Consider the following 26,203-nt stretch of genomic DNA (forward strand, 5'->3'; position numbering starts at 1 on the left):
CAGTCAGCAAAATTGGATTCAGTGGTCAATGGATACCGGCCGGCCGTCAGTTCCGCAGCGGCTTGCCCTTCTCAATCATGTGCTGCAGGCGGTCCTGGGTCTTCTCCTCGCCGCACAGGCTCAGGAAGGCCTCCGCCTCCAGCTCCAGCAGCCGCTCCTCGGTGACGAGGACGGACGGGCTGGTGTCGCCGCCCGTCAGCACGCGCGCCAGCTTCTGGGCAATCTTGCGGTCATGGGCGCTCACCTGGCCGTTGAGCTCCATGTCGTAGAGCATCATGTCGATGGTGGCCGCGCCGCTGGCGCCCGGCAGGCGGAAGCGGGTGGGCCGCGGCGCCTTGAAGCCCGCATTCGCCAGGCCCAGCACGCGCGCCTTCGCATCCGACAGGAGGAAGTCGCGGTTGGACGTAATCCCGTCCTGCTGCGACAGGAAGCCAATCTCCCGGGCCTCCTCGGCGCTGGTGGCGACCTTGGCCATGCCGATGGCCAGGAACACCTTCTTCAGGAAGGGCAGCGCGTCGAAGTCCTTCTCCGCCCCGTACGGGCCGAACACGTTGCGCAGCAGCTGCATGTTGCCGCCGCCGCCGGGGATGAGGCCCACGCCCACTTCCACCAGGCCCATGTACAGCTCGGCGCTGGCCTGGATGGCGTTGCCGCCCATCGTCACCTCGGAGCCGCCGCCCAGGGTGAGGTTGAAGGGCGCCGTCACCACCGGCACCGGGCTGTAGCGCATGCGCTGGTTGGCGCGCTGGAAGTCCGTCACCATCTTCCGGATGGAGTCGAACTCGCCGCTCTTCGCCGCCCACAGCAGCGCGACGATGTTGGCGCCCGCGGAGAAGTTCGCCCCGTCGTTGCCGATGACCAGGCCCTTGAAGTTCTTCTCCGTCTCGTCCAGCGCCGTGTTCATCATCTCGATGATCTGGTCATCGATGGAGTTCATCTTGCTGTGGAACTCCAGCAGCGTGGCGCCGTCGCCCATGTCCCACAGGGTGGCGGAGTCATTGCCGGCGACCTTCTTGTTGCCGCGCTTGAGGTACTCCACGCGCTGCGTGCGCGCGTTCTCCGACACCACCTTCACGGACTTCGTGGGGATGTCCCAGTAGGTGTCCTTGCCGCCCTCCACGCCGTAGAAGGACGTGCGGCCCGCGGCCAGCATGTCCTCCACCCACTTCGCGGGCTTGAGGCCCAGCTCCTTCATCCGCTCCACGCCCTTCTTCACGCCGTAGGCGTCCCACGCCTCGAAGGGCCCCAAATCCCACGCGTAGCCCCAGCGCATGGCGCGGTCGATGTTGACGACGTCGTCGGCAATCTCCGGGATGCGCCGGCTGGTGTAGGCCATGACGTCCAGGGTGATGCGCTCGGCGAACTTCGCGGCCTTGTCCTGGCCGTTCATCACCACGGCGACGCGCTCGCGCACGTCCTCCACGTCCTTGGCGGCGCCCAGCGACTCGAAGCGCACCTTGTTCTGCGCGCGGTACTCCATGGTCTTGAGGTCGAGGACCTGGATGTCCTTGCCGACCTTCTTGTAGAAGCCGCCGCCGCTCTTGTCGCCCAGGATGCCCTTCTTCACCATGTCGAGGATGAAGTCGGGCATGCGGAACGCCTCGCGCTCCTCGTCCTGGGTGAGGGTGTCGTAGCAGTTCTTCGCCACGTGGACGAAGGTGTCCAGGCCGACGATGTCCGTGGTGCGGAAGACGGCGGACTTGGGACGGCCCATGGGCGGACCGAAGAGCTTGTCCACCTCTTCAATCGTCATCTCCGCGGGGCCCATGCCGGCGATGGTCTTCATCATCCCGTACGTGCCGATGCGGTTGGCGATGAAGTTGGTGGTGTCCTTGCCGTAGACGATGCCCTTGCCGAGCACCTCTTCACCGAAGCGGTGCAGCGTCTTGAGCACCTCCGGGTCCGTGTCCTTGCCGGCCACGAGCTCCAGGAGCTTCATGTAGCGCACGGGGTTGAAGAAGTGCGTGACGAGGAAGTTCTTCTTGAAGTCCGCGCCGCGGCCCTCGGTCATCCCGACAATGGACATGCCGGAGGTGTTGGAGGAGATGATGGTGCCCTTGCGCGCGTGCTTCTCCACGCGCTCGAAGAGGGACTGCTTGACGGCGAGGTCCTCCTTCACCACCTCCACCACCCAGTCGCACTCGGCGATGCGGGCCAGGTCGTCATCGAAGTTGCCCACCTCGATGTTGGAGAAGACCTGCTCGGAGACGATGGGGCTGGGCTTCTGCTTGCGCATGTTGGCCAGCGCGCCCGCCGCGAACTTGTTGCGGAAGGCCTTGGACGAGGTGTCCTCGCCCGGGTTCGCCTTGGGGGGGACGATGTCCAGGAGGAGCGCGCGAACGCCCGAGTTCGCCAGGTGCGCGGCGATGCCGCTGCCCATGACTCCGGCGCCCAGCACAGCCACTTTGCGGATCCGCGTCGTCATCTTGAAAGGCTCCCTATGTGGGATGGATGGGAAGGAGAGGACTGCACAAATGTAGGCGATTGACTCGAAAGTCAACCGATTCAGATGACCGGATGGCTCGCCATGGGGTCGTGACACCGACTACAAACCGGACCTCCATGGCGCGCCTCGACCCACACTCCTACAACGACAGCACGCAGCCTGAGACGGAAACCCTGGACTGGAAGGCACGCGTCGATTTCCGGACGCACCGCCTGCACGCGGAGGCCACGCTGACGCTGAAGGAGGCTTCCGCCGGTCCCCTGGATCTCGATACCCGAGACCTTGAGATTCGCGGGGTGGTGGACCCGAGCGGTCGCCCCTTGCCCTACATGCTGTCCCCGCCCGAGCCGATTCTGGGCAGCCGGCTGCGGGTGGAGCTGCCGCCGGGGCTGAAGCAGCTCACCGTGCGCTACCGGACGGCGCCGGGCGCCAGCGCGCTCCAGTGGCTGACGCCCCCGCAGACGGCCGGGGGCCAGCACCCCTTCCTGTACAGCCAGTGCCAGGCCATCCACGCGCGCAGCGTGGTGCCGCTGCAGGACACGCCGCGCATCCGCATCCGCTACCGCGCGTCGCTGCGGGTGCCCAAGGCGCTCAAGGCCGTCATGGCGGCCAGCTTCGTGCGCCGCGAGGAGCACGGCGTGGAGGCCGAGGAGCACTACGAGATGCCGCAGCCGGTGCCTCCGTACCTGCTGGCCTTCGCGGTGGGCAGCCTGGCGCCGAAGGAACTGGGCCCGCGCTCGCGCGTGTGGGCGGAGCCGGAGCTGCTGGAGGAGGCGGCCGAGGAGTTCGCCGGCGTGGACGACATGCTCCGCGCCGCCGAGTCCCTCTTCGGGCCGTATGACTGGGAGCGCTTCGACCTGCTCACCATGCCCCCGTCCTTCCCGTACGGCGGCATGGAGAACCCGCGCCTCACCTTCCTGACGCCCACGCTCATCGCGGGCGACAAGAGCCTCGTCAACGTGGTGGCGCACGAGCTGGCGCACTCGTGGACGGGCAACCTCGTGACGAACGCGTCCGCGGAGCACTTCTGGCTCAACGAGGGCTTCACCGTCTTCGCCGAGCGCCGAATCCTGGAGGCGCTGGCGGGGCCGGAAGTGGCGACGCTGCACGCGGCGCTGGGCCGGCGCGCGCTGGAGGAGGCGCTGCACCACTTCCGCGCGCACCCCAACCTCACCGCGCTGCGCACGCACCTGGCGGGCGTGGACCCGGACGAGGCCTTCTCCCAGATTCCGTACGAGAAGGGCTACCTGCTCTTGCGCGCCATGGAGGACGCGGCGGGGCGGCCGGCGTTCGACGAGTTCCTCCGGCGCTACCTCGCCACGTACCGCTTCCGCGCGCTCACCACCGAGGAGTTCGTCGCCTTCGCGGACCGGGAGTTGCCCGGGGTGCTGGCGAAGGTGGACGCGGACGCGTACCTCCACAAGCCGGGCGTGCCGCCGGGAGCGCCCTCCCCGCGCTCAGGGAGGCTGGAGGCGCTGGTGCGCACGCGCGGCACGGTGCCCTCCGCGGACACGGTGAGGGACTGGACGCCCACCGAGTGGCAGCTCTACCTGGAGTGGCTGCCGTCGGACACGCCGCGAGACGCCTTCCGCCAGCTCGACGAGCGCTTCAGCCTCACGAAGAGCCGCAACTCGGAGGTGCTGGTGTCCTGGCTGGTGGCGGCGCTGCGCGCGGGCTGGGAGCCGGCCGTCGCGCGCGCGGAGGCCTTCCTCGGCGAGGTGGGCCGCATGAAGTACCTCAAGCCGCTGTATGGCGTGCTCGCCTCGTCGCGCGAGCACCGCGGGCTGGCGCGCTCGCTCTTCAAGAAGCACGGGGAGCGCTACCACCCGATTGCGAGACAGGGCATCGAGCTCATCCTGTCCCGCACCTGAAGGCGCGGGGACCGGAAACGCCACCGTCCTTCGGCGGTGGCTACTTCGACGACACGGCCTGCAGGCGCTTCTGGGACAGGGCGAGGTACTGCTCGTCCATGTCGATGCCCACGTAGCGGTGGCCCAGCTTGAGGGCCGCCACGCCAGAGGTGCCGCTGCCGTTGAAGGGGTCCAGCACCAGCGCGTCCGGCGGGCAGCTCGCCTCGAGGATGCGCTCCAGCAGCGCCACCGGCTTCTGGGTGGGGTGGCTGCCGTGGGCCTTCTCCTCGCCGCCGCGGGGGACGGTGAGCGTCCACAGCCGGCCCTCGCCGTCCGCGGTCAGCTCCGCGTCGCCGGAGGGCGGCAGCACCCACGCGTCGCGCATCTGCTTGCCGCCGTTCTCCGCCTTCATGCGCGAGTAGTTGAACGTGTGCTGCAGCTTGCCGCCCGACTTCGGGGAGGCCCAGATGAGCAGCTCCGTGGAGTGCGTGAAGTAGCGGCACGCCAGGTTGGGGCTGGCGTTGGGCTTGAACCAGGTGACGGTGTTGAGGAGCTTGTAGCCGAGCTTCTGCATGGCGAAGCCAACGTTGAAGATGACGTGCTGGGTGCCGCTCACCCAGAGCGTGCCGGTGGGCTTGAGCAGGCGCTGGCAGGCCGCCAGCCACGCGGTGGTGAACTTGTGGTCCTCCTCCACGCCGCGCGACTCGTCCCACTTGCCCTTGGCCACGGACACGCGCTTGCCACCCTTGCAGGTGGTGCCGCCGTTGGAGAGGAAGTACGGCGGGTCCGCGAAAATCATGTCGAAGGTCTGGGGCTCGAACTGCTCCATCAGCTCCAGGCTGTCACCCTGCAGCAGCGTGTAGTCCTCCCCTTTCGCGTAGACGCTCTCGCTCAGGGAGCGGCGGACAACCTTCAGGGAAGGGGCTGCAGCGTGCGCGGACATCTCGCCTCCGTCGGACTCTTCGTCGTGGACGCGGCGGAATGTGCGGTGACTTCACTGCTACGTCTAATTTCTGGTCTGTAGCACCCTGAAACTTGACGCGTGCTTCAGGCCGTAGAAGCACCGCGAGCAGGGCGGGAGGGCCTCTCGTGGAGGCGCTCCGACACCCTGCTCGACGGGTTACGACTCAGGCTGTGAGGAAGGCCGTGCGGCCGTGAATCAGGCCTCGGCCTTCTTGCCCTTCTTGGCGGCGGCGGGCTTCTCGGCGGCGGGGGCAGCCTCGGCGCCCTCGGCGGCCGCGGCACCCTCGACCTTGACCGGGTTGTTCGCGTACTTCTTGCGGAAGCGGTCGATACGGCCGGCCGTGTCCACGAGCTTGTACTTGCCCGTGAAGAAGGGGTGGCAGTTCGAGCAGATTTCCACCGAGAACGACCCACGGGTGGACTTCGTCTCCACCGAGTTGCCGCAGGCACAGGTCACTCGGGCAGCGGGATAAACCGGATGAATCTCGGGCTTCATGACGCGCTCTCCAGTGTGCCTTTCCCCCACCCGCCAACGGGTAGGAGGTTCGGCACTGAGGGTGGCCGGCGCTTATAACGGCGCGCCGGCCGGTTCACAAGCCGGCTCGGGTCAGTGGGCCGCCGACCCAGGGGGCTCGACGCGCTCCACCAGCTTCTGGACGGCCGGATCCCCCGGCACGTCGCTCCCGAGCTGGATGTACGACAGTAGATGCGTCCGGGCGGAGCGCGTTGCGCCCCCGTCGACACCTTTCTTCAAGGCCGTCCGGCGGGCCTCCAGGCCGGAGACCGCCTGCTCGAGCGGCTGCCTGGCGGTGGCGTCCTTCGCCGCCGCGAGCCGCTCCCGGGCCTTGGCGAGGTTGCTCTCGACGATGCCCAGGCTCTGGCGCATCCGCTCCTGCTCGGTGATGTCCACGAAGCGGCCGGGCCCGTCCCCGTCCAGGACGAGCTCCAGCTTCGCCATCTGCCGGCCCCGGTCTCCGGGCGGAATCACGGTGGCCAGGGCCCCGCGCTGGGCCATGCCCTGGCCGCGCCCCTCGTGGGACTGCACCACGAAGTCCACGCCCTCCACCCGCTCGGCCACGCGCAGGGCGTCGTCGTAGGGGACCGCCGCCAGCACGACGACGACGTCCACCTTGTCCTGGGCGCGCAGGCGCTTCACCTCGGCGGCCACCGCGGGCTCCACCGGCAGGCCCTTGAGCATGGGCGTGGGCTTGCCCTGCACGGTGGGCCCCGCCGGCGCCGGCCCGGTGGTGGCGGGAGACACCCCCACCACGCCGACCTTCACCCCGCCCACGTCCGCCACCATGGAGGCGGGGAAGTACGGCTTGCCCTGGGCGTCCACGAGGTTGGCGGACAGCAGCTTCAGCTTCGCCTTCTTCGTCCCCTTCTTGAGGAAGTCCACGCCGAGCACGAGGTCCCGGGTGCCCACGGCCATGGCCGCGGTGCCCTGCGCGTCCATCTGCGACAGGAGGAGCTCCGCGCGCGCCTTCGCATCCGGCGCCTCGCCGCTGTCGCGGCTCTTGAAGAGCGCATTGCCCGCGTCCAGCACGAGCACCGGCACGCCCTTCGCGCGCTCCTTCTCAATCGTCACTTTTCGTCTGGCCAGACCGCCAGACGGGTTGTGCCTTCAACCACAGGGGGCGATTTCGCCCCCGTTGTCTCCGGTGAAGAGCAGCGTGAGCTGCTTCGGCGCCGCGCCCGCCACCAGGGGCAGCAGGAGCAGCAGCGCGAGCGCGGCGAGCCGCGGAGGGCGCAGGTTCATTTCTTCCCCTTCTTCGCGGGCGTCTTCGCCGCCTTGTCCAGCTCGGCGAGGCGCTCCTTCGCCGTCTTGGCCGCGGCGGACTTCGGGTAGCCCTTCACCAGCTCCTCCAGGGCCAGCCGCGACTCGTCCTTCATCTTCAGCTTGGAGAAGCAGTCCGAGGAGCGCAGGTACGCGTCCGGCGCGGCCGACGACTTCGGGTAGTCCTGCACCACCTTGCCGTACTCGAAGAGGGCCTCGCGGCAGCGCTGCTCGGAGAAGTACGTCTCGCCGAGGCCGTAGTGCGCGTCGGCCACCAGCGGGTCCTTGGTCCACTTCTTCAGGAACTCGGTGTAGAGCTGGCGCGCCACGAGCACGTCGCCGGCCTTCGCCTTCTCCTGGGCGAGCGCGAGGAATTCCTTCTTGTCCGTGGGGCGCTGGAGCTCCTCGGCCTTCTTCTTCGCCTCGGCCTCCTTCACCGCCGCGGTGCCCTGGAGGGCAAGCAGCTTCTTGTCCTGCTCGCCCAGGGCGGTCTCCAGCTCGGTGATTTTGTGGAGGTACGTCTCCACCTGGCCGCGCAGCTGGGCGAGGTCCTCCACCGTCTTCTGGAACTGGATGCCGATGTCCGCGTCCTTGCGGCGCGAGGCGGTGTCCAGCCCCTCGAGGGCCTTGGTCACCTCGGCGACCTTCTCGTCGATTTTGGGCAGCGTGGCGGCGAGCTGCTCGCGCGCCTCCTTCAGTTCCGCCTGCATCTGGGCGGACTCGGCGCCGAGCCGGTCCACCTTCGCCTCGAGGGCGCGGCCACGGTCAGCGGGGTAGAAACATCCGGGGAGTGCCAGCAGGGCGAGCAGGACGAGCCTTCGCATGGGTCGGGCATCTTACGGCCAAATCCCCCGCCCGTCCGGACTTCTCGCACCCGCCCGGGACGGCGAGCCCGCCCGGCCGCCCCTTCAGCGCCCGCGGGTGGCCGCCTCCAGGCGCTCCGCGGCGTGCGCGCAGGCCACCTGGAGCCGCGCGGGGTTGAGGAAGAAGGGCACGGGGCGCGCGCGGCCGGCCTCCAGCGACTGGAGCGCACGCAGGTACTCGGCGCCGGCCTCGGCGGGCCGCCCCCCCTGCTCCAGGAGCAGCGCCAGCAGGTAGCGCGCGGCGGCGTGGTCCGGGTCCAGCGCGAGGCAGCGGCGCAAGTCCTTCTCCGCCGCGTCCTCCGTGCCGCCCGACGCGGTGCCGTCGAGCACGCCCGCGAAGAGGTGGTCCGCCTCGGAGAAGTCAGCCCCGTCCGACCCGACGGTGGCGGTGTCCGCGGCGTCTCTGTCGCCCCCGGCCGTGGGCTCGACGGCGCGGCCCGGACCGGCGTCAGGTCCCCCGGCAGGGGCGGAAGCGCTGGAGGCGTGTCCCCGGGAGGACTCCGGCGCGGGTTCTCCGACGGTACCGACCGACTGGGAGCCAGAGGCCAGGCGGCCCTTCTGGGAGGGAGCGTCCGGGCCGGACGCCATTGCGGCCCGCCTCCGCACGTCGTCCCCGGAGGCGGAAGTCCCCACCACGGCGACGCTGCCGGACGGCCGCTTCGACGGCATGGGGAAGGTGAGGGTCCCCTCCCCTCCGGCGGCGTCCTCCGCGCGGACGTAGAAGAACGCCTGCTCGCCGCGCAGCACCCGCAGCGACGAGGGGAGCCGGAGCAGCGGCTCCGAAGAGGACAGCACCAACGTGCCGCCCGGCAGGAGGCTCCCGGCGAGCACCTCCACCGTCCGCTGGAAGGCCTCTCCCGTGAAGTAGATGAGCACGTTGCGGCAGAAGATGACGTCGAAGCCGCCGCCTCCCGCCGGGGCCGGGTACGGCGTGTCCATCAGATTGTGGAGCTGGAAGCTCGCGCGCTCGCGCAGGGCCGGCACCAGCGCCACGCGCGGCCCCGCCTGGACGAAGTAGCGCTCACGGGAGCCGGGAGGCACCCGGCGGACCTGCTCCTCGGTGAAGCCCAGCCCCTGCGCCCGCCGCAGCGCGTGCGCGGAGATGTCCGTGCCCAGCACCGTGCTGCCCGGGTCCGCGCCCGCCTCCGCGAGCAGCACCAGCAGCGTGGCCACCTCCTCTCCGGTGGCGCAGCCCGCGCTCCAGACGCGCAGCGGCCGCCGCGCCCGCTCCACCAGCGGCAGCAGCACCTGGGAGCGGAACGCCGCCAGCTGCACCTCGTCCCGGAAGAGGTCCGTCTTGTGGACGACCACCGCGTTGACGAGCTCCTCCAATTCCAGCGCGCCGGAGGGGGACTTGAGGAAGTTGAGGTACTGCTGCGGGGTGAGGCCCCGGCTGCGCGCCGCCAGCCGCTCATCCAGCCGGCGGACCTGCGGGCCGCTCAGCGACATGCCGGTGCGCGCCGTCAGGAAGGCGCGCACGCCCGCCCATTGCGCCCCGGCGGCCTCCACCCTGACTCAGCGTCCCACGGCGAGGGACTCGCCCCGAGCCAGCCGCGCCAGCGTGCTCGCGACGTCGTCCCCGTGGATGAGGTGGTCCACCGCCTTGCGCTCCACCGCCGCGCCCGGCATGCCGAACACCACACAGGACTCCTCGTTCTGCGCCAGCGTCAGCCCTCCGGCCTGCTTGATGGACAAGAGCCCGTCCGCGCCGTCCGCGCCCATGCCCGTCAGCACCAGCCCCACCGCGCGCCGGCCGTACGTGCGCGCCGCGCTCTCCAGCAGCACCGTGCCGGACGGCATGTGCCCGTCGCGCTCCACGCCCGGCTTGAGCCCCACCCGTCCCCGGAAGGGGATGACGAGGTGCTGCCCCGGCGGGGCGATGAGCACGTGCCCCGGCATCAGCGGCTCGCCGTCCTGGGCCAGGCGCACCTTCAGCCGGCTGGTGTTGGCGAGCCACCCGGCCAGCGACTCCGCGAAGGCCGCGTTGATGTGCTGGACGATGACGATGGGCGCCGGGAAGTCCGCCGGCAGCTCCGACAACATCCGGAAGAGCACCTGGGGCCCGCCGGTGCTGGCCGCCACCGCCACCACGCCCATGGACACCGCCGGCAGCACCGAGGTGGCCACCCGGGGCGGGGTGATGTTGCCCTTCTGGGGCCGGCGCAGGTGGCGGATGACGCGCACCGAGGACAGCAGCTTGATTTCGCGGACGAGGTTCCACGCGTCCGGCCCCGCGTCGATGGCGGGCTTGATTTGAAGGGCGAGCGCGCCCAGCTCCAGCGCGCGGTAGGTCAGCTCCGGGGCCTGCGAGCGCGGGTCCGCGGTGAGCACCAGGATGGGCGTGGGGCACTCGGCCATGATGTGCTCGGTGGCCGTCAGCCCGTCCATGACGGGCATGTCCACGTCCATGGTGATGACGTGCGGACGCAGCTCCTTCGTCATCTCGACGGCCTGCTTGCCGTCCGCGCAGGACCCGATGACCTCGATGTCCGGGTCCTTCGTCAGCGCGTCGCAGATGAGCTGTCGGCAGATGAGTGAGTCATCGACCACCAGCACCGACACTTTCTTGCCCATGCCCTGTCCATACCCCGTGCGCGAGGCGGGGAGTATAGCCAATGCGCGGGACTGTCCTCAGGACGTTGAGGGTGGAGCCTGTCAGCCCAACAGGCGCCCCACCACATCCACCAGGTCCTGTCGCACCAGGTCGCCCTTGGTGATGTAGCCGTCCGCCCCGGCCGCCAGCCCACGCCGCCGGTCCTCCTCCCCACCACGCGTGGTGAGGATGACGACGGGCAGGCGGGAGTGGGTGGGGTGTCCCTTGAGGCGCCGGGTGAGCTCCAGGCCGTCCACGCCCGGCATCTCCAGGTCGGTGACGACCATGTCCAGGGCATGGACGTCCACCTGCTCCAGGGCCTCGGCACCGTCGCCGGCCATGACGGTGTCGTACCCCACCGCCTCCAGGAGGTTGGAGATGAGCTCCCGGGTGAGGGGCGAGTCGTCCACCACGAGGATGCGCCGCTTGCGCGACTGGACGCCCGGAGGCGCCGAGCGGGGCAGCCGAAGGGGGGCCGTGCCGTGGGCGCTGGAGGTGAGGTAGGCGGCCGACAGCACCATGGCCAGCCGCCCGTCCGCCAGGGACGTGGCCCCCGTGAGGTGGGCGAAGCGGGCCAGCACCCCGCGCACGGGGAGGATGGCCTGGACGCGCTCCTCCAGCACCCGGTCCACCACCAGCGCGGCGGCCCCGCCCTGGCTCTTCACCACCAGGGCCAGGTCGCCTTCCTTGATGGGGCGCTCGGGCATGAGGCCCAGCAGCGCGGCCAGCGGGGCGAGCGGCAGCACCCGGCCCTCCACCAGCAGTGAGGCGCGTCCGGCCACCTCGCACAGGTTGGACGACTCCACCTTGAGGGCGCGCGAGACGTGGGTGGCGCTCAGGGCCAGCGTTTCCGCCCCCACCTGGATGAAGAGCAGCGGCGCCACGGTGAGGGAGACGGGCACCCTCACCTCGAAGATGGTGCCCCAGCCGGGCGCGGACTCCACGCCCACGTCGCCGCCCAGGCCCTGGATGGAGGTGCGCACGGCGTCCAGCCCCACGCCGCGACCTGACAGGTCGGTCACCACCTCGCGCGAGGTGAAGCCGGGGAGGAAGATGAGCTCGCGGGCCGCGGCGTCCGACAGGGCGTTGGCGGCGCTCTCGTCCAGGAAGCCCTTGCGCACGGCCACCCGGCGGAGCTGGGCCGGGTCCACCCCCATGCCGTCGTCCTCCACGCGCAGGACGATGCGGCTGCCCTCCCGCGCGGCGCGCAGCGTGAGGCAGCCCCGGGGCTTCTTGTCCGAGGCCACCCGCTCCACCCGCGTCTCCAGCCCGTGGTCCAGCGCGTTGCGCACCAGGTGCATGAGGGGCTCTCGCAGCGCCTCCACCACCGCCCGGTCCGCGCGCGTGTCCTCACCGTCGACGACGAGCTCCACCTCCTTGCCCAGCGCGCGAGAGAGGTCTCTCACCATGCGCGGGTAGGGCTCGAAGAGGACGGACAGCGGCAACATCCGCAGCGTCTGCACCTCCTCCACCACCATGCCCAGGTCGCGCAGCTCCGCGTTGGACAGCAGCTTGGACTCGCGGTGGAGCGCGGCGGCCAGCTCCTTGGCCGTGCCCAGCCGCGCGGCCAGCGCCGCGCCCGCGGGCCCCAGGTCCTCCGCCTCGCGGGCCAGCTGGCTCAGCTCTCGCGCCAGGGCCAGGCGGCGGGCGTTGGCCAGCTCGCGCCGCCGCGCCACCTGCGCGAGGTTGGTGACGGCGCTGGTGAGCACGTCCAGGCTCGCCACGCCGATGCGCACCGCCGTGTCCGAGCGCACCTCGGGCTGACGGGCCGCCGTCGAGCCACCGGCGGGCCCGCGCGCTGGCACGGCGCCCGGTGCCTGCGCGGCGGCCGGTGCCGGCATGCGGGACAGCGCCTCGGCGGCGGCGGACGTGGCGGTCGTCGAAGCCGCCGCGATGAGCGGCGCCATGTCCCGGTGCGGGGCCTGCGAGCCGGGCACACCGGACGGCGGCGCCAGGTCCCGGTGCAGGGCCTGCGAGCCGGGCACACCGGACGGCGGTGCCATGTCCCGGTGCGGGGCCTGCGAGCCGGGTGAGGCCCTGGGCGGGTGCGCCGCCTCCGTCGTGACGCCGGGGCGGGACGGGGGCCTGGAGCCCGGGCCGCGGTCGTCGGGTGCCTCCTGGGGAGCGGCTCGCGCGGCGCCCGGCCCGGACGCGGGCTCCGTCGGGGGGACGACGAGGAGGGCCACGCGGTCCGCCTCGGAGCGGATGCAGGCCTGGAGCGACGTGACAAGCGTGTCCACGCGCGGCGGCGGGTCCGCGGAGGGCAGCGCGCCGGACAGCACGAGCACGGCGTCGGCGGCCAGGAGGAGCGCGTCGGCGGACGGAGGCGAGAGGCTGTAGCGCTGCGCCTCGGTGCAGCGGACCAGCTCCTCCATCTCGTGGACGAGCGCGTTGATGTCGTCGAAGCCCATCATCCGGGCCTCGCCCTTGAGCCCGTGCAGCTCGCGCAGCACGCCCCGCCCGGCCTCGGCATTCGCCCCGGCCTCCAGCTCCATCAGGGCCCGGTTGATGCGCTCCAGCCGCACCGTCACCAGGTCCCGGAACTGCTTGAGCAGGCGGTCGCTCGGGTTCACCCGCCATCCTCCCGGAGCGTGTCCCGGCCAATCTGGAAGCGCTCCACCACGCCGCGCAAGTCACGCGCCAGCACGAGCAGGTCCGTGTTCGCGGTGCTCACCTGCTTGGTGGCGTTGAGGCTCTGCTGGGTGATGCGGAGGATGTCCGCCATCGTGTCCGCGAGCTGGTCCGTGCCCGTCTGCTGCTGCTGCGTGGCCAGGGAGATGCTGCGCACCGCGTCCGACGTCTGGCCGGCCAGGTCCACGATTTGCCGCAGCGACTCGGACACCTGCTGCGCCAGGTTGGTGCCCGTCTCCACCGCGCGCACGCCGCCCTCCGTCGCGGACACGGCCGCGGCGGACGCCTCGCGCACCTCCTCGATGAGCCCCTCGATTTCCTTGGTGGACTCCAGCACGTTCTCCGCCAGGCGCCGCATCTCCGCGGCCACCAGCGAGAAGCCCCGCCCCACCTCGCCCGCCTTGGTGCCCTCCAGCTCCGCGTTGAGCGCCAGCAGGTCCGACTTGTCGGCCACACCGTTGATGAACTCGACAATCTTGCCAATCTGCTGCACGCGCTTGTTGAGGCGCACCACCGCGGAGGCGATGGCGCCGTTGTCCTGGCGCATGCGGGCCATGGAGCCGAGGAAGGCCTCCGCGCTGCCCTGCCCCTGCTCCGCCGCGCCCAGCGTGCGGTGGGCGATTTCCGCCACCGAGCCCGCGTTCTCCGCAATCTGCCGCGCCGAGCGCGCCAGCTCCTCCGTGGTGGCGCTCGTCTCGTCCAGCGAGCTGGCCTGCTCCGCCGCGCCCGCCTCGTAGCGCCCGGAGGTGGAGAGGATTTCCTCCGTCGTCGCGGAAATCTGCGCGCCGGCGCGCTGCAGCTGGGACATGACGTCCGCCAGGTGCGCGCGCATGGTGGTGAAGGCGGCGGACACGTCCCAGACCTCGTCCTCGGCGGGCACCACGCGCGGGCTGGCCAGGTCCCCTTCGGCGATGCGCCGCGCCTCGCCGGACAGCTCGCGCAGGGGCCGGCCCAGCAGCGTGCCGCCCAGCCACGCGGTGGTCAGCGCCAGCCCGAAGACGAGCGTCACCAGCAGGCCGCCCGAGGTGAGCGCCTCCATGCGCAGCGTCTGCGCCAGCGCCGTGTCGGTGCCGGACGCCTCCAGTTGCAACAGGAGCCGGCTCCCCAGCGCCGTGGCGAGCCGGGAGGAGAGCACCGCGGGCGTCACCACGCAGATGAACGTGAAGGCCACCAGCCGCGCGCGAATCTCGCCCCGGCGGGGCATGGCGGCGATGAGCTGCGAGTGCGTCATCCCCAGCTCCGCCAGCCACAGCACCACCTTGCGCGAGCGCAGGATGACGAGGCAGTGGACGAGCAGCGCGGTGAGCGGCCCGAAGAGCAGCCCCAGCCCGGCGATGAGCTTCGCCCCCCCCGGGTCCACCCCGCCCACGCCCCACATGACGCCGCCCAGGGAGATGGTGGTGAGCAGCCACAGCCCCAGCGAGCCGAGGAAGGCGTCGTCCGGGGCGCGCGTCACCTCGGCCACCGCCGTCGCCAGCTTCTCCGGCGTGGCGGGCTCGTCCCCGCGCTCCAGTCCGCGCAGGGTGCGCAGCCGGCCGAGCGAAATCGCCGCGCCCGTCAGCAGCGTCACGGCCGTCAGCCCCGCCCCCACCCACCCGAAGAGGTCCATCACCGGGTCCAGCTCGTCGGCCAGGGTGAGGGAGGCGAAGTGCAGGCTGAGTATCGCCCCCACCAGGTTGGCCAGGGGGATGGGAAGCATCAGGTGCCGGCTGAAGGAGGCCCGCCGGGGGCCGGTGCGCGTCGTCATGGCCCCCTCACACCCTCTCCCCGGCGCCCACGTGGAAGCGCTCCACCACCCGCTTCAAGTCGCGGGCGAGCGAGGCCAGGTCCGCGTTGGCCGCCGCCATCTGCTTGGTGGCCGCCGAGTTCTGCTCCGTGACGCGCAGGATGTCGCCCATGGCCGCGGCGAGCTGGTCCGTGCCCGTCTGCTGCTGCTGCGTGGCCAGGTGGATGCTGCGCACCGCGTGCGACGTCTGCCGCGCCAGCTCGAGGATGAGGCTCAGGCTCTCGTCCACCTGGGCCGCCAGCACCGTGCCCGCGTCCGTCGTCTTCAGCCCCGCCTCGGTGGCCATCACCGCCGCGTGCGTCGCGTCGCGAATCTCCTCGATGAGCTGCTCAATCGCCTTGGTGGAGCGGATGACGTTCTCCGCCAGCCTGCGCATCTCCGCGGCCACCAGCGAGAAGCCCCGCCCCACCTCGCCCGCCTTGGTGCCCTCCAGCTCCGCGTTGAGCGCCAGCAGGTCCGACTTGTCGGCAATCTCGTTGATGAACTCCACCACCTTGCCAATCTGCTGCACGCGCTTGTTGAGGCGCACCACGGCGTCGGCGATGGCCTGGTTGTCCTCCTTCATGCGCTGCATGGCGCCGAGGAAGGCGGCCGCGCCGCGCTGCCCCGTCTGCGCGGCGGCGAAGGTCGTCTCGGCGATGGTGGACACGGACTCCGCGTTGCCCGCTATCTGCGTCGCCGAGCGCGCCAGCTCCTCCGTGGTGGCGCTCGTCACGTTGAGCGAGCTGGCCTGCTCGTCCGCGCCGGACTCCTGCTCTCCGGAGGTGGCCACGAGCTGCTCGGTGGTGGTCGAAATCTGCAGACCCGCGCGCCGCAGCTGGGTGAGCGCCTGCCCCAGTTGCGCCTGCATCTGCGCGAAGGCAGCCGACGTGGCCCACACCTCGTCCTCCGCGGCGATGACGCGCGGCGGGCGCAAATCCCCCTGGGCGATGCGCGTGGCGTCCTCGGTGATGGAGCGCAGCGGCTCGGCGATGACGGTGCCGCCCAGGTACGCGGTGAGCATCACCAGCAGGGTCACGAGTCCCGCCACCACCACCCCGGTATCATCGAGGCCCCGCTCCTCCTTCACCGCCGCCGCCTTCGCCCCGGGCGAAGCCGCCGCCGCCACCTGGTCCGCCGCGCGCAGGGTTCCGAAGACAGAGGCGTCGAGGATGAAGAGCGACGGGCAGAGCACGGCGATGGCGGTGAAGAGCACCAGGCGCCGGCGGATGTGCATGCGCCGGGGCGGCACCGTGGCCACCACCTCCAGCGGCGACAGCCCCTGCGCGGCGACCCACTCCACGGCCTTGCGCCCGCGGCGCGCCACCAGCATGTAGATGAAGAGCGCGCTCAGCGACCCCAGGGACAGGCCGCCCACGACGATGCGGGGCCCCAGCATCCACTCCGCGTCCGACAGCGGGACGAAGAGCAGCGCCAACAGCAGCGAGCCCACCCCCCAGTGCTGGAGGACGAAGGCGAAGCACCGCTCCGGGAAGACGCGGGCCTCCAGCAGCGCTTCGCGCAGGTGCTCCGGCGTCGGCGGCAGCCGCGCCTCGCCCAGGGCGTACAGCACGCGCAGCGAGCGCCGGCTGTGCACGCTGATGAGCCAGAGCGACAGCACCAGCAGCAGCCCCAGCTGCCCGAGCATCACGCCCCAGGAGTCCTCCGGAAGCGCTTCCGCGAAGAACGCGTGCAACAGCCCCAGCCCCGCGCCCACGGGAGTGCCCAGCAGCGCCGGACGCGCCGTCCACCGGGCCAGTCCCCTCAAGCCTTCCGGCGCCTTCATTCCCCCTCCACGAGTCCGCGCAGGAAGCGCTCGAAGTCCACCAGCCCCACCAGCGGCCACAGCCGCCCCTGCGCCAGGACGAAGCCTCGCAGGCTCCCGCCCGACGCGGCCACCGCCACCGGCGGCGCGGGCAGCAGCGGGTGCGGCTCCGCGTCAATCTCCAGCGTGTCCACGCCCACCGCCCCACCCGACGCGGACACCAGCACGCGAGCGGCGCCGTCCGGAGCGTGGAAGGCCCTGCGGGCGGAGGCCGCGTCCCGCCCTTCCGGCGAGGCGATGGCCGCCACCTCGTGCGCGTGGAAGGCGAGCCGGTGCGGCCCCGCGTGACACAGGAGCATGCCACGCACGTCAGGGGGGCCCATGACTCAGGCTCCCTGGCTGAGGTGGTCGAAGAGGCCTTCGGGGTCGATGACGGCCACGTCCCGGGGGCCGCTCTTGGCGGGTCCGCGCAGGTGCACGTGGACGCCCGTGGGGCCGAGCGGCTCCAGCGCCCCCGTCACCGGGGAGACGCCGGCCACCGTGCTGGCCGTGAGGGCGAGGGTGCCGCGGGGCAGGCGCACCAGCACCGCCCGGCGCGACGACTGACTGGCGCCGCCCACCAGCAGGCCCATGTCCACCACCGGGATGACTTCTCCCCGGTGGGCGAACACGCCGAGCAGGTGGGCCGGAGCGCCCGGTACCCGCGTGAGCTCGGGGAAGGTGACGACCTCCGCCGCTGTCTCCGCGGGGACCGCGTACCAGCTGCTACCGCAGGCAAAGACGAGATACGACTGACGCGCTTCCGGCTCGTGGACGGCCATGACGCGCGTCAGCCTACCCCAGAACTAGCGCTGGAACTCGACGCGCCGGTTCTCGGACCACGACTCCTCGCTGGAGGCGTTGGCCACGGGGCGGGTCTCACCATAACCCACCGTCTTCAGCTGGTTGCCCTTCACGCCCAGGTCCGTGAGGTAGCGCTTCACGGAGGCCGCGCGGCGGTTGGACAGCTGGAGGTTGTACTCCTCGGTGCCGCGCTCGTCCGCATGCCCGGCGAGCGTGAGGGCGCCCTGCTGGCCCGTCTTCATGCAGGTGGCCAGGTCCGACAGGCGCTGCTGGGCCTCGGAGGACAGCGAGGACTCGTTGAAGCCGAAGCGGATGGGGCTCCAGTCGCACTTGTCCGCGGCGGCCGTCACGCACTTGCCGGCCTGGCACTCCTGGCCCTCACCGCAGTCGGTGTTGGCGGAGCAGGTGTCCGTCGGGGCCTGGCAGCGGCCGGCCTGGCACTTGCCACCACCGCACGCCGAGTCATCCTTGCACTGGGCCTCGGCGCACTTGCCGGCCTCGCAGATGCGGCCGCTGCCGCAGGCCGCGTCCGTGGTGCACTCCGGCGGCTTGGGCGCGCACTTGTTGGCCTGGCAGGAGAAGCCCTCCTTGCAGTTCGCGTCGGTGGCGCACTCCTGGCACGTCCCCTGGACACAGACCTCGCCCTTCTCGGTGCAGGTCGAGTCGTCCTTGCAGTTGGGGTACGAAGGGGGGCAGCCGGTGAGCACGGCCATGGCGAGGGAGAGCCCCGCCCAAAGGGTAATCCGACGCATCATTCCTCCCGAATTCGTGAAAAACGAATACACGCCCGCTATCGCGGGTAGGTGCGACGCGTGTAGTCGCAGAGGGGCAGGCGAGTCAAAGTATTTGTCCCCTCCGTGACACCCGGAGCGGGCGCGGAAACCCTTGAATCTCCAAATATTTTCCGTGAAATTGTGTCATCCGCCCGCGTGGGGCCGCGCCCCGTGGCCCGCCGCCGGGAAGGCCCGCCATGCCCGCCTCCGTCCTCATCGTCGATGACGAAAAGAACATCCTTCTCACCCTGAGCCAGTCGCTGCAGCTGGCGGGGTACCAGACGCACCTGGCCAGCAGCGGGCAGGTGGCGCTGGACGTGGTGAGCGCGCGCCCGGTGGACGCGGTGCTGATGGACGTGAAGATGCCGGACATGGACGGCCTGACGGCGCTGGCGCGGCTGACCGAGCTGCGGCCGGAGCTGCCCGTCATCATGATGTCCGGGCACGGCACGATTGATACGGCGGTGAAGGCCACGCAGCTGGGGGCGAGGGACTTCCTGGAGAAGCCCATCGCCCGCGAGCGGATGCTGGTGGCGCTGCGCAACGTGCTCAAGCACCAGGCGGCGATGGAGGAATTGCAGGAGCTGCGCGCGCAGCTCGGGCGCTACGACATGGTGGGCAGCGGCCCGGCCATGCAGCGCATCTTCTCCCTCATCCAGCGCACGGCGCCCTCCGAGGGCCGGGTGCTGATTACGGGGGAGAACGGCACCGGCAAGGAGCTCATCGCGCGGGCGCTGCACCAGCACTCGCGGCGCAAGGGCCAGCCCTTCGTGAAGCTCAACTGCGCGGCGGTGCCGCACGAGCTCATCGAGAGCGAGCTGTTCGGCCACGAGAAGGGCGCCTTCACCGGGGCGGTGAGCGTGCGCCGGGGCAAGTTCGAGCTGGCACACGAGGGCACCCTCTTCCTGGACGAGATTGGCGACATGCCGCCGGCGATGCAGGCCAAGCTCCTGCGCGTGCTGCAGGAGGGCGAGCTGGAGCGCGTGGGCGGCGCGGAGACGCTCAAGGTGGATGTGCGCGTCATCGCGGCGACGAACAAGAACCTCGAGAAGGAGATTGCCGCCGGGCGCTTCCGCGAGGACCTCTACTACCGCATCAACGTCGTCCAGATTCACTCGCCGCCCCTGCGCGAGCGGCGCGAGGACTTGCCGGACCTCATCAACACCTTCCTGAGCGAGGCCTGCGCCAAGAACGGGCGCCGGCCGCTGACGCTGTCACCCGACGCGCTCGCGGTGATGAGCGCGTATGACTACCCCGGCAACGTGCGCGAGCTGCGCAACCTGGTGGAGCGGCTGGCGATTCTGTGTGAGGGGCCGCTCGTCACGCGCACGGAGGCGCTGGAGTTGCTGCCCCGGGGCCGGGCGCTGATGCCGCCCGCCGCTTCGACTTCGTCCGAGAGCGCACCGGCGCCCGTCAGCGCCCTGCCCGCTCCCGGCGATGAGAACGCGCTCGCGGCGGCGGCCACCCAGCCCGCTCCGGCGCTTGGCGTGCCCACGCCCCCGCCCGCGGCCCTGCCTCCGGTGCAGACGGGCTTCCGCCCCCGCGCGGACCGCACCTTCCGCGAGCAGGTGGAGGACGCGGAGCGGGACATCATCCTGCACGTGCTCGCGCACACGCATGACAACGTCACCGAGGCCGCGCGCATCCTCGACCTCGAGCGCGGCCACTTCTACAAGAAGATGAAGGCGCTGGGCCTGCGGCGGGGGCAGTCGGAGTCGTAGGGAGCCCTCCCCTCACCGCCGCATGCAGTAGAACGTGAACCCACCATCATCCGTCCTGCACGCCTCCCCCGAGGGCGAGTCCGGACACGCACACGTCTCATGGCTCGCGCACTGGCTCTCCTGGGTGCACGGCCGCTCACACGTGTCATCGTTGATGTCGTGGGCGTGCTCATGCACGCAGACCTTGCCGCCCACGCAGTCCGCGGAGGTGTCACACTCGTGCTCCCCGCTGCTGCAACCAGCGAAAGCGAGGGGCACGAGCAGAAGCGCGAGCAGGTGGAACCGAACATTCATGTGAGGTGTCTCCCAGCGAGGTGGCGCCCCTGGATTGCACCTGCCATGCCATGGCGCCTCTCCTGGAAGCCCCCCGCCCACGCCCTGAAACCGAGACACGGCTGTCACATCGGCCAGGGCATGAATGTCCTGGGGACCGCGGCTGAAACGCGGTCTACGAGACGCCGAGCATCCGCAGCACCGCGGTCGTCCCCGCCGCGGCGACCACCACCACCACGAAGGGCAGGCGCAGCCAGGCCAGCACCGCCCCCACGGCCACACCGGCCGGCCGGGCCGCGCCTCCGAAGCCGCCGCTCGAGGTGAGCGTCGCGGTGGCCACCAGCGCGGAGAGCAGCGCAATCGCCGACAGCGTCAGCAGCCGCTGCACACGCTCGGACACCTGGATGCGCTGGCTGAGCAGCGGGCCGGCGAGCCGGAACGCGTACGTACCCGCGGCGAGGAGCAGGACGGGAAGCAGCGTCATCGCAGGGCCACCGCCAGACCGACGAGCGCCAGCAGCACCGGCAACCCGGCGGGGAGCAACGGCGTGGTGACGAGCGCGATGGCGGTGCCCACCAGCGCCACCTTGCGCGCCACCGCCGCCGCGCGCTTCGCCTCCGCCGTGTCCGCCGAGGCCCGCAGCGACGGCAGCAGCAACGCGAACATCGCGGCCGGGAACGCGGCGTCCAGGCCCAGCACATCCGGGTCCCCCAGCGCCTTCCCCGCCAGCGCGCCCACGAGCACGCCGACGTTCCACGCCACGAACAGCGTCCCACCACAGAGCCAGTACGCGGCGCGCCGCTTCGCGGGGTCCTGCTGCGCGAGCGCGAAGGCCACCGACTCGTCCACCATCAGGTGCGTGCCGAGCAGCCGCATGGGCCAGCTCCGCCCGAGCACGTCGGAGACCACCATGCCGAAGGGCAGGTGCCTGGCGTTGAGGAGCAGCCCGGCGAGCACCGCGGCCACGGGGCTTCCGCCACCGGCCATCACCCCCACCACCATGAACTGGGAGCCTCCCGCGAAGACCAGCATCGACATGGCCGAGGCGAGCCACACGGACACGCCCGCCGCCACCGCGATGGCCCCGAAGGACACCCCCACCACCCCCGCCGCCGCGGCGATGGCGGCGACATCACGCACCAGTGCGCGGTCAACGGTCGACATGGCCGCGCATGCTACACGCCGTCTCACGGAGCCAGGGCCGAGACTTCACCCCCGGCGTCCTACGCCCATAAGCATGATAAACTGGCATTACCTGTCTGCCTCATCTCCACAGGTAGGAGCCCATCATGTTGACGAAGCACGTCGTCATCGCCGGTGTCGCCGCCCTGTTCCTCGGTGGTTGTGGTGGCGCCTCCTCCGAAGAGGCGGTGCCGGAGGCGCTCGACAGCACCGAGCAGCCGCTGCTCTATCAATGTCCCGCGAGCTTCGGCTGGACTCGCACCTGGTACGCGAATGGCCTGAAGGTCGGCACCGAGACCTGCTCGTGCCTGGGTGTCCTCAAGCAGACTGGGACACCGCAAGGAGACTTCTACGCGCAGGCGCAGTTCGAGTGCGCGAGCGCGCCAGGCGGCCCGGAGCAGGCAGGCGCCGGAGCCCTCGAGGCGCGCTGACAAGCCCGGAGCACTGGGCAGAGACCTGGAGTGGGAGCGGCGGGCAGTCGGGCGCACAGGGCCCCGCCAATCACCCGGGCGCGGCACTTCGGAGGCTGAAGCGGGCTCCCAGACGTGGGAGACTTCCGCGCGTATGAGCACGGCCTCCATCCTCGGCATCGACTTCGGGACCACCAACACCTCGGCGGCCTTCTTCGACAAGGCGGGCAAGCTCCGCGTCGTGCCCGTGACGGACAAGAGCTTCACCCTGCCCTCGGTGGTGTGGTTCCACGCGGCGGACAAGTCCATCGTCGGGCACGCGGCCCGGCGGCAGATCATCGACGACCCGAGCCACACCGTCTTCGGCGCGAAGCGCTTCCTCGGGCGCCGCTTCCAGTCCGAGTACGTCACCCAGCACAAGGACAAGTACGCCTTCGAGCTGATGGAGGCCCCGGACGGCTACACCGCCGTGAAGATGTACGGGAAGATGACCTCGCTCACCGAGGTCGCCTACCTCATCATCCGGCAGATGCTCACCCTGGCGAACCACGCCGCCGGAGAGCCCTTCCGCGAGTGCGTGCTCACCGTGCCCGCCCACGCCAGCATCCGCCAGCGCGAGGCGGTGCGGCAGGCCGCCCAGCAGGCCGGCCTCCAGGTGCGCGCCATCATCAACGAGCCCACCGCCGCCGCGCTCTACTACGCCAACCTGCGCAACCCCGAGCAGACCGTCATGGTGTTCGACCTGGGCGGCGGCACCTTCGACGCCACGCTGCTCGCCGTGCAGAACAAGGTCGTCAAGGTGCTCGCCACCGGCGGTGACGCCTTCCTCGGCGGCGCCAACTTCGACGAGCGCATCGTCGAGATGCTGGTGCAGGACTTCCAGAAGAAGCACGGCATCGACCTGCGCGGCAACAAGGTCGTCATGCAGCGGCTCGTCTTCGCCGCCGAGTCCGCGAAGATGTCCTTGAGCCAGCGCGACGCCACGGTGCTGCGCGTGCCCTGCATCGCCCAGAAGGACGGCGGCTTCATCGACTTCGACTACACCCTCACCCGCAAGCAGCTGGAGGAGATGGTGTTCCAGCTCGTCGAGCGCACCGCGTCCGCGTGCGACGACGTGCTGGAGCGCGCGAAGCTGAAGCCGGACCAGATTGACGAGCTCGTCATGGTGGGCGGCCAGACGCGCATGCCCGTCATCCGCCAGCGCTTCGGCCACTTCAAGCGGCTGTCGTCGGAGAAGGAGGTGCATCCGGAGCTGGGCGTGGCGGTGGGCGCGGCCATCCTCGGGCGCAACCTGGCGCGCGGCATCTCCGGCCTGGCGGACGTGGTGCCCATGCCCATCGGCATCATGGTGCCCGGCGGCGCCCAGCACGAGGTCATCCCCGCCAACACCCCCGTGCCCGCGACGAAGTCCATCTCCCTGGAGCTGCCCATGATTCCGGGCCCCATCTCCGTGGCCCTCTTCGAGTCGCTCGACACCACCACCGTGGAGCGCGAGCTGCTGGGCACCGTCCGCATCGACCTGGACTGGCGCACCACCCACAAGGGGCCCACCACCCTGGAGCTGCGCATGGGCCAGGACTTCGTCCTCAACGCCGCGCTCGTCTCGCCCCAGGGCACCCGCCACTCGCTGCCCATCACCGACCTGCGCGCACCCAAGCGCGCCGGCGCCTAGCCCAGGGGGGCGGGGCCAGACGCGGTCTCCGTCCTCCCCCGGTGCCTCGCAGCGGGCGCGCGAGCATTGCTCATGCGGCGGAGGTCGGCCCGGAAGCCGCCGGGAGCTCCGGCGCCCGCCGCTCCAGGTGCATGGGCAGTCCGCCCTTCGGCCGCAGGGTGATGAGCGGCTCGGGCGTCAGCACGTGGCCGGGGACGCACCTGGGCCGGTAGCGCTGGGCCACGGTGGCGAGGATGAGCTGGGCCTCCATCATCGCGAAGCCGTTGCCGATGCACTGGCGCGGCCCGCCGCTGAAGGGGAAGTACGCGTAGCGCGGACGCTGCGCGGAGGCCTCCGGCGAGAAGCGCTCCGGGAGGAATTCCTCGGGGCGCTCCCAGAACTCCGGGTGGCGGTGCGTGACGTACGGACTCAGGTCCACCAGGGTGCCGCCCGGAATCCGGAAGCCGCCAATGACGTCGTCCTCCTTCACGGCCCGGCTGTAGACGTAGGCGGGCGGATAGAGGCGCATCGCCTCCTCCACCACCATGCGCGTGTAGCCCAGCCGGGGCACGTCCCCGGCCGTGGGCTGGCGCCCGCCCAGCACCGCGTCCAGCTCCGCGTGCAGCTTCGCCTCCACATGCGGGTGCTGCTCCAACAGCGCCCACACCCAGCTCATCGTCGTGGCCGTCGTCTCGTGGCCGGCCACCAGCATCGTGAGCACCTCGTCGCGGAGCTGCTCGTCGGTCATCGCCTCCCCGGTCTCCTCGTCCCGCGCCAGCATCAGCATGGAGAGCAGGTCGCCCCGGTCCTCGTCGCGCTGCCGCCGCTCGGTGATGAGGTCCATCACCGCGCCCCGCAGCGCCCGGTTCGCGGCGCGGAACTCGCGGTCATACCGGGTGGGCAGCACCGGCGGCAGCAGGCGCAGCGTGCGGAAGCGCGTCGTCGTCTGCTCGCTCAGCACGTTGAACGCGCCCCCCACCACCGCCACCTTGTCCTCCACCGAGGCCCCGAAGAGCGCCTCGCCGACGATGGTCAGCGTCAGCCGCATCATCTCCTCCACCATCGCCACCGGCTCACCGCGCGCGGCGGGCCCATCCCAGCGCTCCAGCATGGCGGCCGTCGCCCGCGTCATGCCCTCGGCCATGGCGGCGATGCGCTGTCGGTGGAAGGCGGGCTGCGCCAGCCGCCGCTGCCGCAGCCAGAAGGAGCCCTGACTCGTCAGCAGGCCGTTGCCCGCGACGCGGCTCACCAGCCGGTACGAGATGTGGTCCTTCGTGTAGTTCTCCACGTGGTCCTGCAGCACGCGGCGCACCCCGTCCGGGTGGCTGATGAGGTGCGACGTCCGGGGGCCCACCCGGTAGCGGGCCACATCCCCGTACTGGCGCGCCGTCCCCAGCAGCAGGCCGAGCACGTCGCGGCGCGCCTCCGGAAGCACACCCAGCAGCAGGTGGCCCCTCGGGCCCGGGGCGATACGGGGAACGGCGGTGTCCGGCGAGCGCACGGCGGTGGGGGTCATGTCGGGTCTCCTTGCGCTCCTACACATGGCGCGAACGGCCCGCCCGTGCATTGTCCCGCGCCGCCAACCCGTTGTCCCCCACCGCCACGGCACATTGCGGCCCCTCCCCCGCTGGTCCATGCTCCCCCGCCCGATGCGTCCGCAGACGCTCCAGTCCTCCATCTTCCGCACCCTGTTTCGCGTCGGGGAGTCGCTCGGCATTCCGCGCTCGCGCCTGCTCGAGGCCGCCGCCGAGACGGAGGAGCGGCTGGCGGCTCCGGACACCCGCGTCTCCTACGAGGCCCTGCGCCGCGTCTGGAAATTGCTCGTCTCCGTGGGAGGTGCACAGCCGCTCGGCGTGCGACTGGCGGAGTCCCTGGAGCCCACCCACTTCGGCCTCGTGGGCTACGTGCTCGTCAACAGCCCGGACCTGCGCACGGCCATGGTGCGCTACTGCCGCGTCAACACCCTGTTGGACCCACGCACCGGGTGGACCACCACCGCGACGCCCCAAGGGATGCGCGCGGAGCTGCGGCTGCACCCCGACGACGCGTGGGCCGTGGCGCTGCGGCACCCGCCCGAGGGGCTGCTGCTGAGCCTGGTGGCCACCGGCCGCGCCCTCACGGGGACGCACTGGAGTCCGCGCCGGGTCCGCTTCGCGCATCCGCGCCATGGGGCCTCCGCGGCGGTGGAGGACTTCGTCGGCGCCCCCGTCGAGTACGACGCGAGCGCCTACGTCATGGAGGCGGATGAGCCCATCCCCTCGCTCCCCATCCGGCACGCCGACATCGACCTGGGCAACCTCCTCCACGCCCGCGCCGAGGCCGCGCTGGCCGACGCCCACGCCTCCGAGCGCCGCACGTGGACCGAGCGCGTCAGCGAGGTGCTGGCCGCCCAGCCCCGCACGGGAGAGCTGGGCCCGGCGGAGGTGGCCACCCGCCTCGCGGTGAGCGAGCGCACCCTCCAGCGCCGCCTGCGTGAGGAGGGCGCCTCCTTCGCCGGCCTCGAGGACGCCGTGCGCAGGGAGCGCGCCTTCCAGCTCCTGCGCGACGGACAGCTGGCCCAGTTCGAGATTGCCTTCCTGCTCGGCTTCAGTGACGCCAGCGCCTTCACCCGCGCGTTCCGCCGCTGGAGCGGGGAGACGCCGCTGGCCTGGCAGAAGGCCCACGCACCCCGGACGGAGTCCTGAGGTCCGGGTACAC

Annotated in this window: 23 protein-coding genes; 5 read left to right on the forward strand and 18 right to left on the reverse strand. The window is 71.3% G+C overall.

Translation table 11 applies throughout. The features are described 5' to 3' along the window. Window positions 1–46: 46 nt before the first annotated feature. Window positions 47–2,425, reverse strand: a complete 2,379-nt coding sequence (locus tag ACX9TP_RS33840) for a 3-hydroxyacyl-CoA dehydrogenase/enoyl-CoA hydratase family protein (RefSeq protein ID WP_482974777.1) — start codon at window positions 2,423–2,425, stop codon at window positions 47–49. Between the two features lie 137 nt (window positions 2,426–2,562). Here ACX9TP_RS33840 and ACX9TP_RS33845 point away from each other — a divergent pair, with 137 nt between their 5' ends. Next, on the forward strand, window positions 2,563–4,317 hold the full coding sequence (locus ACX9TP_RS33845; protein WP_482974778.1) for a M1 family metallopeptidase: 1,755 nt from the start codon (window positions 2,563–2,565) through the stop codon (window positions 4,315–4,317). 40 nt (window positions 4,318–4,357) lie between these two features. On the opposite strand, the gene ACX9TP_RS33850 is transcribed toward ACX9TP_RS33845, so the two are convergent. The 13 genes from ACX9TP_RS33850 to ACX9TP_RS33910 form a co-directional block, all read right to left on the reverse strand. Further along, window positions 4,358–5,239 carry a DNA-methyltransferase gene (locus ACX9TP_RS33850; RefSeq protein WP_482974779.1) on the reverse strand — a complete coding sequence of 294 codons (882 nt, stop codon included), beginning with the start codon at window positions 5,237–5,239 and terminating at the stop codon, window positions 4,358–4,360. A 216-nt stretch (window positions 5,240–5,455) separates the two neighbouring features. Next, the gene (rpmE, locus tag ACX9TP_RS33855; RefSeq protein WP_163998739.1) at window positions 5,456–5,755 is read right to left on the reverse strand and encodes a 50S ribosomal protein L31; all 300 of its coding nucleotides are present in this window, start codon (window positions 5,753–5,755) and stop codon (window positions 5,456–5,458) included. Window positions 5,756–5,866: 111 nt separating this feature from the next. After that, a complete protein-coding gene (locus ACX9TP_RS33860; RefSeq protein ID WP_482982264.1) occupies window positions 5,867–6,811 on the reverse strand; it encodes a 5'-nucleotidase in 945 nt (314 codons plus the stop codon). Window positions 6,812–6,883: 72 nt separating this feature from the next. Continuing rightward, window positions 6,884–7,018 carry a hypothetical protein gene (locus ACX9TP_RS33865; protein ID WP_275899187.1) on the reverse strand — a complete coding sequence of 45 codons (135 nt, stop codon included), beginning with the start codon at window positions 7,016–7,018 and terminating at the stop codon, window positions 6,884–6,886. Beyond that, complete coding sequence (locus ACX9TP_RS33870; RefSeq protein ID WP_482974780.1) at window positions 7,015–7,860, reverse strand: tetratricopeptide repeat protein; 846 nt, start codon at window positions 7,858–7,860, stop codon at window positions 7,015–7,017. Before ACX9TP_RS33870 ends, ACX9TP_RS33865 begins: the two co-directional genes overlap by 4 nt. An 84-nt stretch (window positions 7,861–7,944) precedes the next feature. Beyond that, window positions 7,945–9,378 carry a CheR family methyltransferase gene (locus ACX9TP_RS33875; RefSeq protein ID WP_482974781.1) on the reverse strand — a complete coding sequence of 478 codons (1,434 nt, stop codon included), beginning with the start codon at window positions 9,376–9,378 and terminating at the stop codon, window positions 7,945–7,947. 36 nt (window positions 9,379–9,414) lie between these two features. After that, window positions 9,415–10,473 (reverse strand): chemotaxis-specific protein-glutamate methyltransferase CheB, encoded by a 1,059-nt coding sequence (gene cheB, locus ACX9TP_RS33880; protein ID WP_482974782.1) that lies wholly within the window; start codon window positions 10,471–10,473, stop codon window positions 9,415–9,417. Between the two features lie 81 nt (window positions 10,474–10,554). Continuing rightward, window positions 10,555–13,065: a hybrid sensor histidine kinase/response regulator gene (locus ACX9TP_RS33885; RefSeq protein ID WP_482974783.1), complete on the reverse strand. Its 2,511-nt coding sequence runs from the start codon at window positions 13,063–13,065 to the stop codon at window positions 10,555–10,557. Beyond that, window positions 13,062–14,870 (reverse strand): methyl-accepting chemotaxis protein, encoded by a 1,809-nt coding sequence (locus ACX9TP_RS33890; RefSeq protein ID WP_482974784.1) that lies wholly within the window; start codon window positions 14,868–14,870, stop codon window positions 13,062–13,064. The genes ACX9TP_RS33885 and ACX9TP_RS33890 overlap by 4 nt, the downstream gene beginning before the upstream one ends. A gap of 7 nt (window positions 14,871–14,877) precedes the next feature. Beyond that, the gene (locus ACX9TP_RS33895; RefSeq protein WP_482974785.1) at window positions 14,878–16,674 is read right to left on the reverse strand and encodes a methyl-accepting chemotaxis protein; all 1,797 of its coding nucleotides are present in this window, start codon (window positions 16,672–16,674) and stop codon (window positions 14,878–14,880) included. Next, window positions 16,671–17,036, reverse strand: coding sequence for a protein CrdC (locus tag ACX9TP_RS33900; RefSeq protein WP_482974786.1), 366 nt, complete (start codon window positions 17,034–17,036; stop codon window positions 16,671–16,673). Before ACX9TP_RS33900 ends, ACX9TP_RS33895 begins: the two co-directional genes overlap by 4 nt. 3 nt (window positions 17,037–17,039) lie before the next feature. After that, complete coding sequence (locus ACX9TP_RS33905) at window positions 17,040–17,474, reverse strand: chemotaxis protein CheW (protein WP_482974787.1); 435 nt, start codon at window positions 17,472–17,474, stop codon at window positions 17,040–17,042. Between the two features lie 24 nt (window positions 17,475–17,498). Continuing rightward, window positions 17,499–18,248 (reverse strand): OmpA family protein, encoded by a 750-nt coding sequence (locus tag ACX9TP_RS33910; RefSeq protein ID WP_482982265.1) that lies wholly within the window; start codon window positions 18,246–18,248, stop codon window positions 17,499–17,501. A 218-nt stretch (window positions 18,249–18,466) separates the two neighbouring features. Here ACX9TP_RS33910 and ACX9TP_RS33915 point away from each other — a divergent pair, with 218 nt between their 5' ends. Beyond that, on the forward strand, window positions 18,467–19,990 hold the full coding sequence (locus ACX9TP_RS33915; protein WP_482974788.1) for a sigma-54-dependent transcriptional regulator: 1,524 nt from the start codon (window positions 18,467–18,469) through the stop codon (window positions 19,988–19,990). A 12-nt stretch (window positions 19,991–20,002) separates the two neighbouring features. Here the strand turns inward: ACX9TP_RS33915 and ACX9TP_RS33920 are convergent, their stop codons facing one another. From ACX9TP_RS33920 to ACX9TP_RS33930, 3 genes are all read right to left on the reverse strand, one after another. Next, on the reverse strand, window positions 20,003–20,284 hold the full coding sequence (locus tag ACX9TP_RS33920) for a hypothetical protein (RefSeq protein ID WP_482974789.1): 282 nt from the start codon (window positions 20,282–20,284) through the stop codon (window positions 20,003–20,005). Window positions 20,285–20,438: 154 nt separating this feature from the next. Further along, window positions 20,439–20,747 carry an AzlD domain-containing protein gene (locus tag ACX9TP_RS33925; protein ID WP_482974790.1) on the reverse strand — a complete coding sequence of 103 codons (309 nt, stop codon included), beginning with the start codon at window positions 20,745–20,747 and terminating at the stop codon, window positions 20,439–20,441. After that, window positions 20,744–21,427 carry an AzlC family ABC transporter permease gene (locus ACX9TP_RS33930; protein ID WP_482974791.1) on the reverse strand — a complete coding sequence of 228 codons (684 nt, stop codon included), beginning with the start codon at window positions 21,425–21,427 and terminating at the stop codon, window positions 20,744–20,746. The genes ACX9TP_RS33925 and ACX9TP_RS33930 overlap by 4 nt, the downstream gene beginning before the upstream one ends. Before the next feature lie 125 nt (window positions 21,428–21,552). On the opposite strand from ACX9TP_RS33930, the gene ACX9TP_RS33935 reads away from it, so the two are divergent. After that, complete coding sequence (locus tag ACX9TP_RS33935) at window positions 21,553–21,876, forward strand: hypothetical protein (protein WP_482974792.1); 324 nt, start codon at window positions 21,553–21,555, stop codon at window positions 21,874–21,876. 133 nt (window positions 21,877–22,009) lie between these two features. Beyond that, window positions 22,010–23,527, forward strand: a complete 1,518-nt coding sequence (locus ACX9TP_RS33940) for an Hsp70 family protein (protein WP_482974793.1) — start codon at window positions 22,010–22,012, stop codon at window positions 23,525–23,527. A 70-nt stretch (window positions 23,528–23,597) separates the two neighbouring features. Here ACX9TP_RS33940 and ACX9TP_RS33945 read toward each other — a convergent pair whose 3' ends face one another. After that, window positions 23,598–25,022, reverse strand: a complete 1,425-nt coding sequence (locus ACX9TP_RS33945; RefSeq protein ID WP_482974794.1) for a cytochrome P450 — start codon at window positions 25,020–25,022, stop codon at window positions 23,598–23,600. Between the two features lie 133 nt (window positions 25,023–25,155). Here ACX9TP_RS33945 and ACX9TP_RS33950 point away from each other — a divergent pair, with 133 nt between their 5' ends. After that, window positions 25,156–26,190, forward strand: coding sequence for an AraC family transcriptional regulator (locus ACX9TP_RS33950; protein WP_482974795.1), 1,035 nt, complete (start codon window positions 25,156–25,158; stop codon window positions 26,188–26,190). Window positions 26,191–26,203 lie beyond the last annotated feature (13 nt).

This window comes from Pyxidicoccus sp. M15 (genome assembly GCF_056858435.1).

Bases quoted from the DNA above. Each gene is read 5' to 3' on its own strand.
- ACX9TP_RS33840 (WP_482974777.1), bottom strand. From the start codon at position 2,425: ATGACGACGCGGATCCGCAAAGTGGCTGTGCTGGGCGCCGGAGTCATG.
- ACX9TP_RS33845 (WP_482974778.1), top strand. From the start codon at position 2,563: ATGGCGCGCCTCGACCCACACTCCTACAACGACAGCACGCAGCCTGAG.
- ACX9TP_RS33850 (WP_482974779.1), bottom strand. From the start codon at position 5,239: ATGTCCGCGCACGCTGCAGCCCCTTCCCTGAAGGTTGTCCGCCGCTCC.
- rpmE (WP_163998739.1), bottom strand. From the start codon at position 5,755: ATGAAGCCCGAGATTCATCCGGTTTATCCCGCTGCCCGAGTGACCTGT.
- ACX9TP_RS33865 (WP_275899187.1), bottom strand. From the start codon at position 7,018: ATGAACCTGCGCCCTCCGCGGCTCGCCGCGCTCGCGCTGCTGCTCCTG.
- ACX9TP_RS33870 (WP_482974780.1), bottom strand. From the start codon at position 7,860: ATGCGAAGGCTCGTCCTGCTCGCCCTGCTGGCACTCCCCGGATGTTTC.
- cheB (WP_482974782.1), bottom strand. From the start codon at position 10,473: ATGGGCAAGAAAGTGTCGGTGCTGGTGGTCGATGACTCACTCATCTGC.
- ACX9TP_RS33890 (WP_482974784.1), bottom strand. From the start codon at position 14,870: ATGACGACGCGCACCGGCCCCCGGCGGGCCTCCTTCAGCCGGCACCTG.
- ACX9TP_RS33895 (WP_482974785.1), bottom strand. From the start codon at position 16,674: ATGAAGGCGCCGGAAGGCTTGAGGGGACTGGCCCGGTGGACGGCGCGT.
- ACX9TP_RS33900 (WP_482974786.1), bottom strand. From the start codon at position 17,036: ATGGGCCCCCCTGACGTGCGTGGCATGCTCCTGTGTCACGCGGGGCCG.
- ACX9TP_RS33905 (WP_482974787.1), bottom strand. From the start codon at position 17,474: ATGGCCGTCCACGAGCCGGAAGCGCGTCAGTCGTATCTCGTCTTTGCC.
- ACX9TP_RS33910 (WP_482982265.1), bottom strand. From the start codon at position 18,248: ATGCGTCGGATTACCCTTTGGGCGGGGCTCTCCCTCGCCATGGCCGTG.
- ACX9TP_RS33915 (WP_482974788.1), top strand. From the start codon at position 18,467: ATGCCCGCCTCCGTCCTCATCGTCGATGACGAAAAGAACATCCTTCTC.
- ACX9TP_RS33920 (WP_482974789.1), bottom strand. From the start codon at position 20,284: ATGAATGTTCGGTTCCACCTGCTCGCGCTTCTGCTCGTGCCCCTCGCT.
- ACX9TP_RS33925 (WP_482974790.1), bottom strand. From the start codon at position 20,747: ATGACGCTGCTTCCCGTCCTGCTCCTCGCCGCGGGTACGTACGCGTTC.
- ACX9TP_RS33930 (WP_482974791.1), bottom strand. From the start codon at position 21,427: ATGTCGACCGTTGACCGCGCACTGGTGCGTGATGTCGCCGCCATCGCC.
- ACX9TP_RS33935 (WP_482974792.1), top strand. From the start codon at position 21,553: ATGTTGACGAAGCACGTCGTCATCGCCGGTGTCGCCGCCCTGTTCCTC.
- ACX9TP_RS33940 (WP_482974793.1), top strand. From the start codon at position 22,010: ATGAGCACGGCCTCCATCCTCGGCATCGACTTCGGGACCACCAACACC.
- ACX9TP_RS33945 (WP_482974794.1), bottom strand. From the start codon at position 25,022: ATGACCCCCACCGCCGTGCGCTCGCCGGACACCGCCGTTCCCCGTATC.
- ACX9TP_RS33950 (WP_482974795.1), top strand. From the start codon at position 25,156: ATGCGTCCGCAGACGCTCCAGTCCTCCATCTTCCGCACCCTGTTTCGC.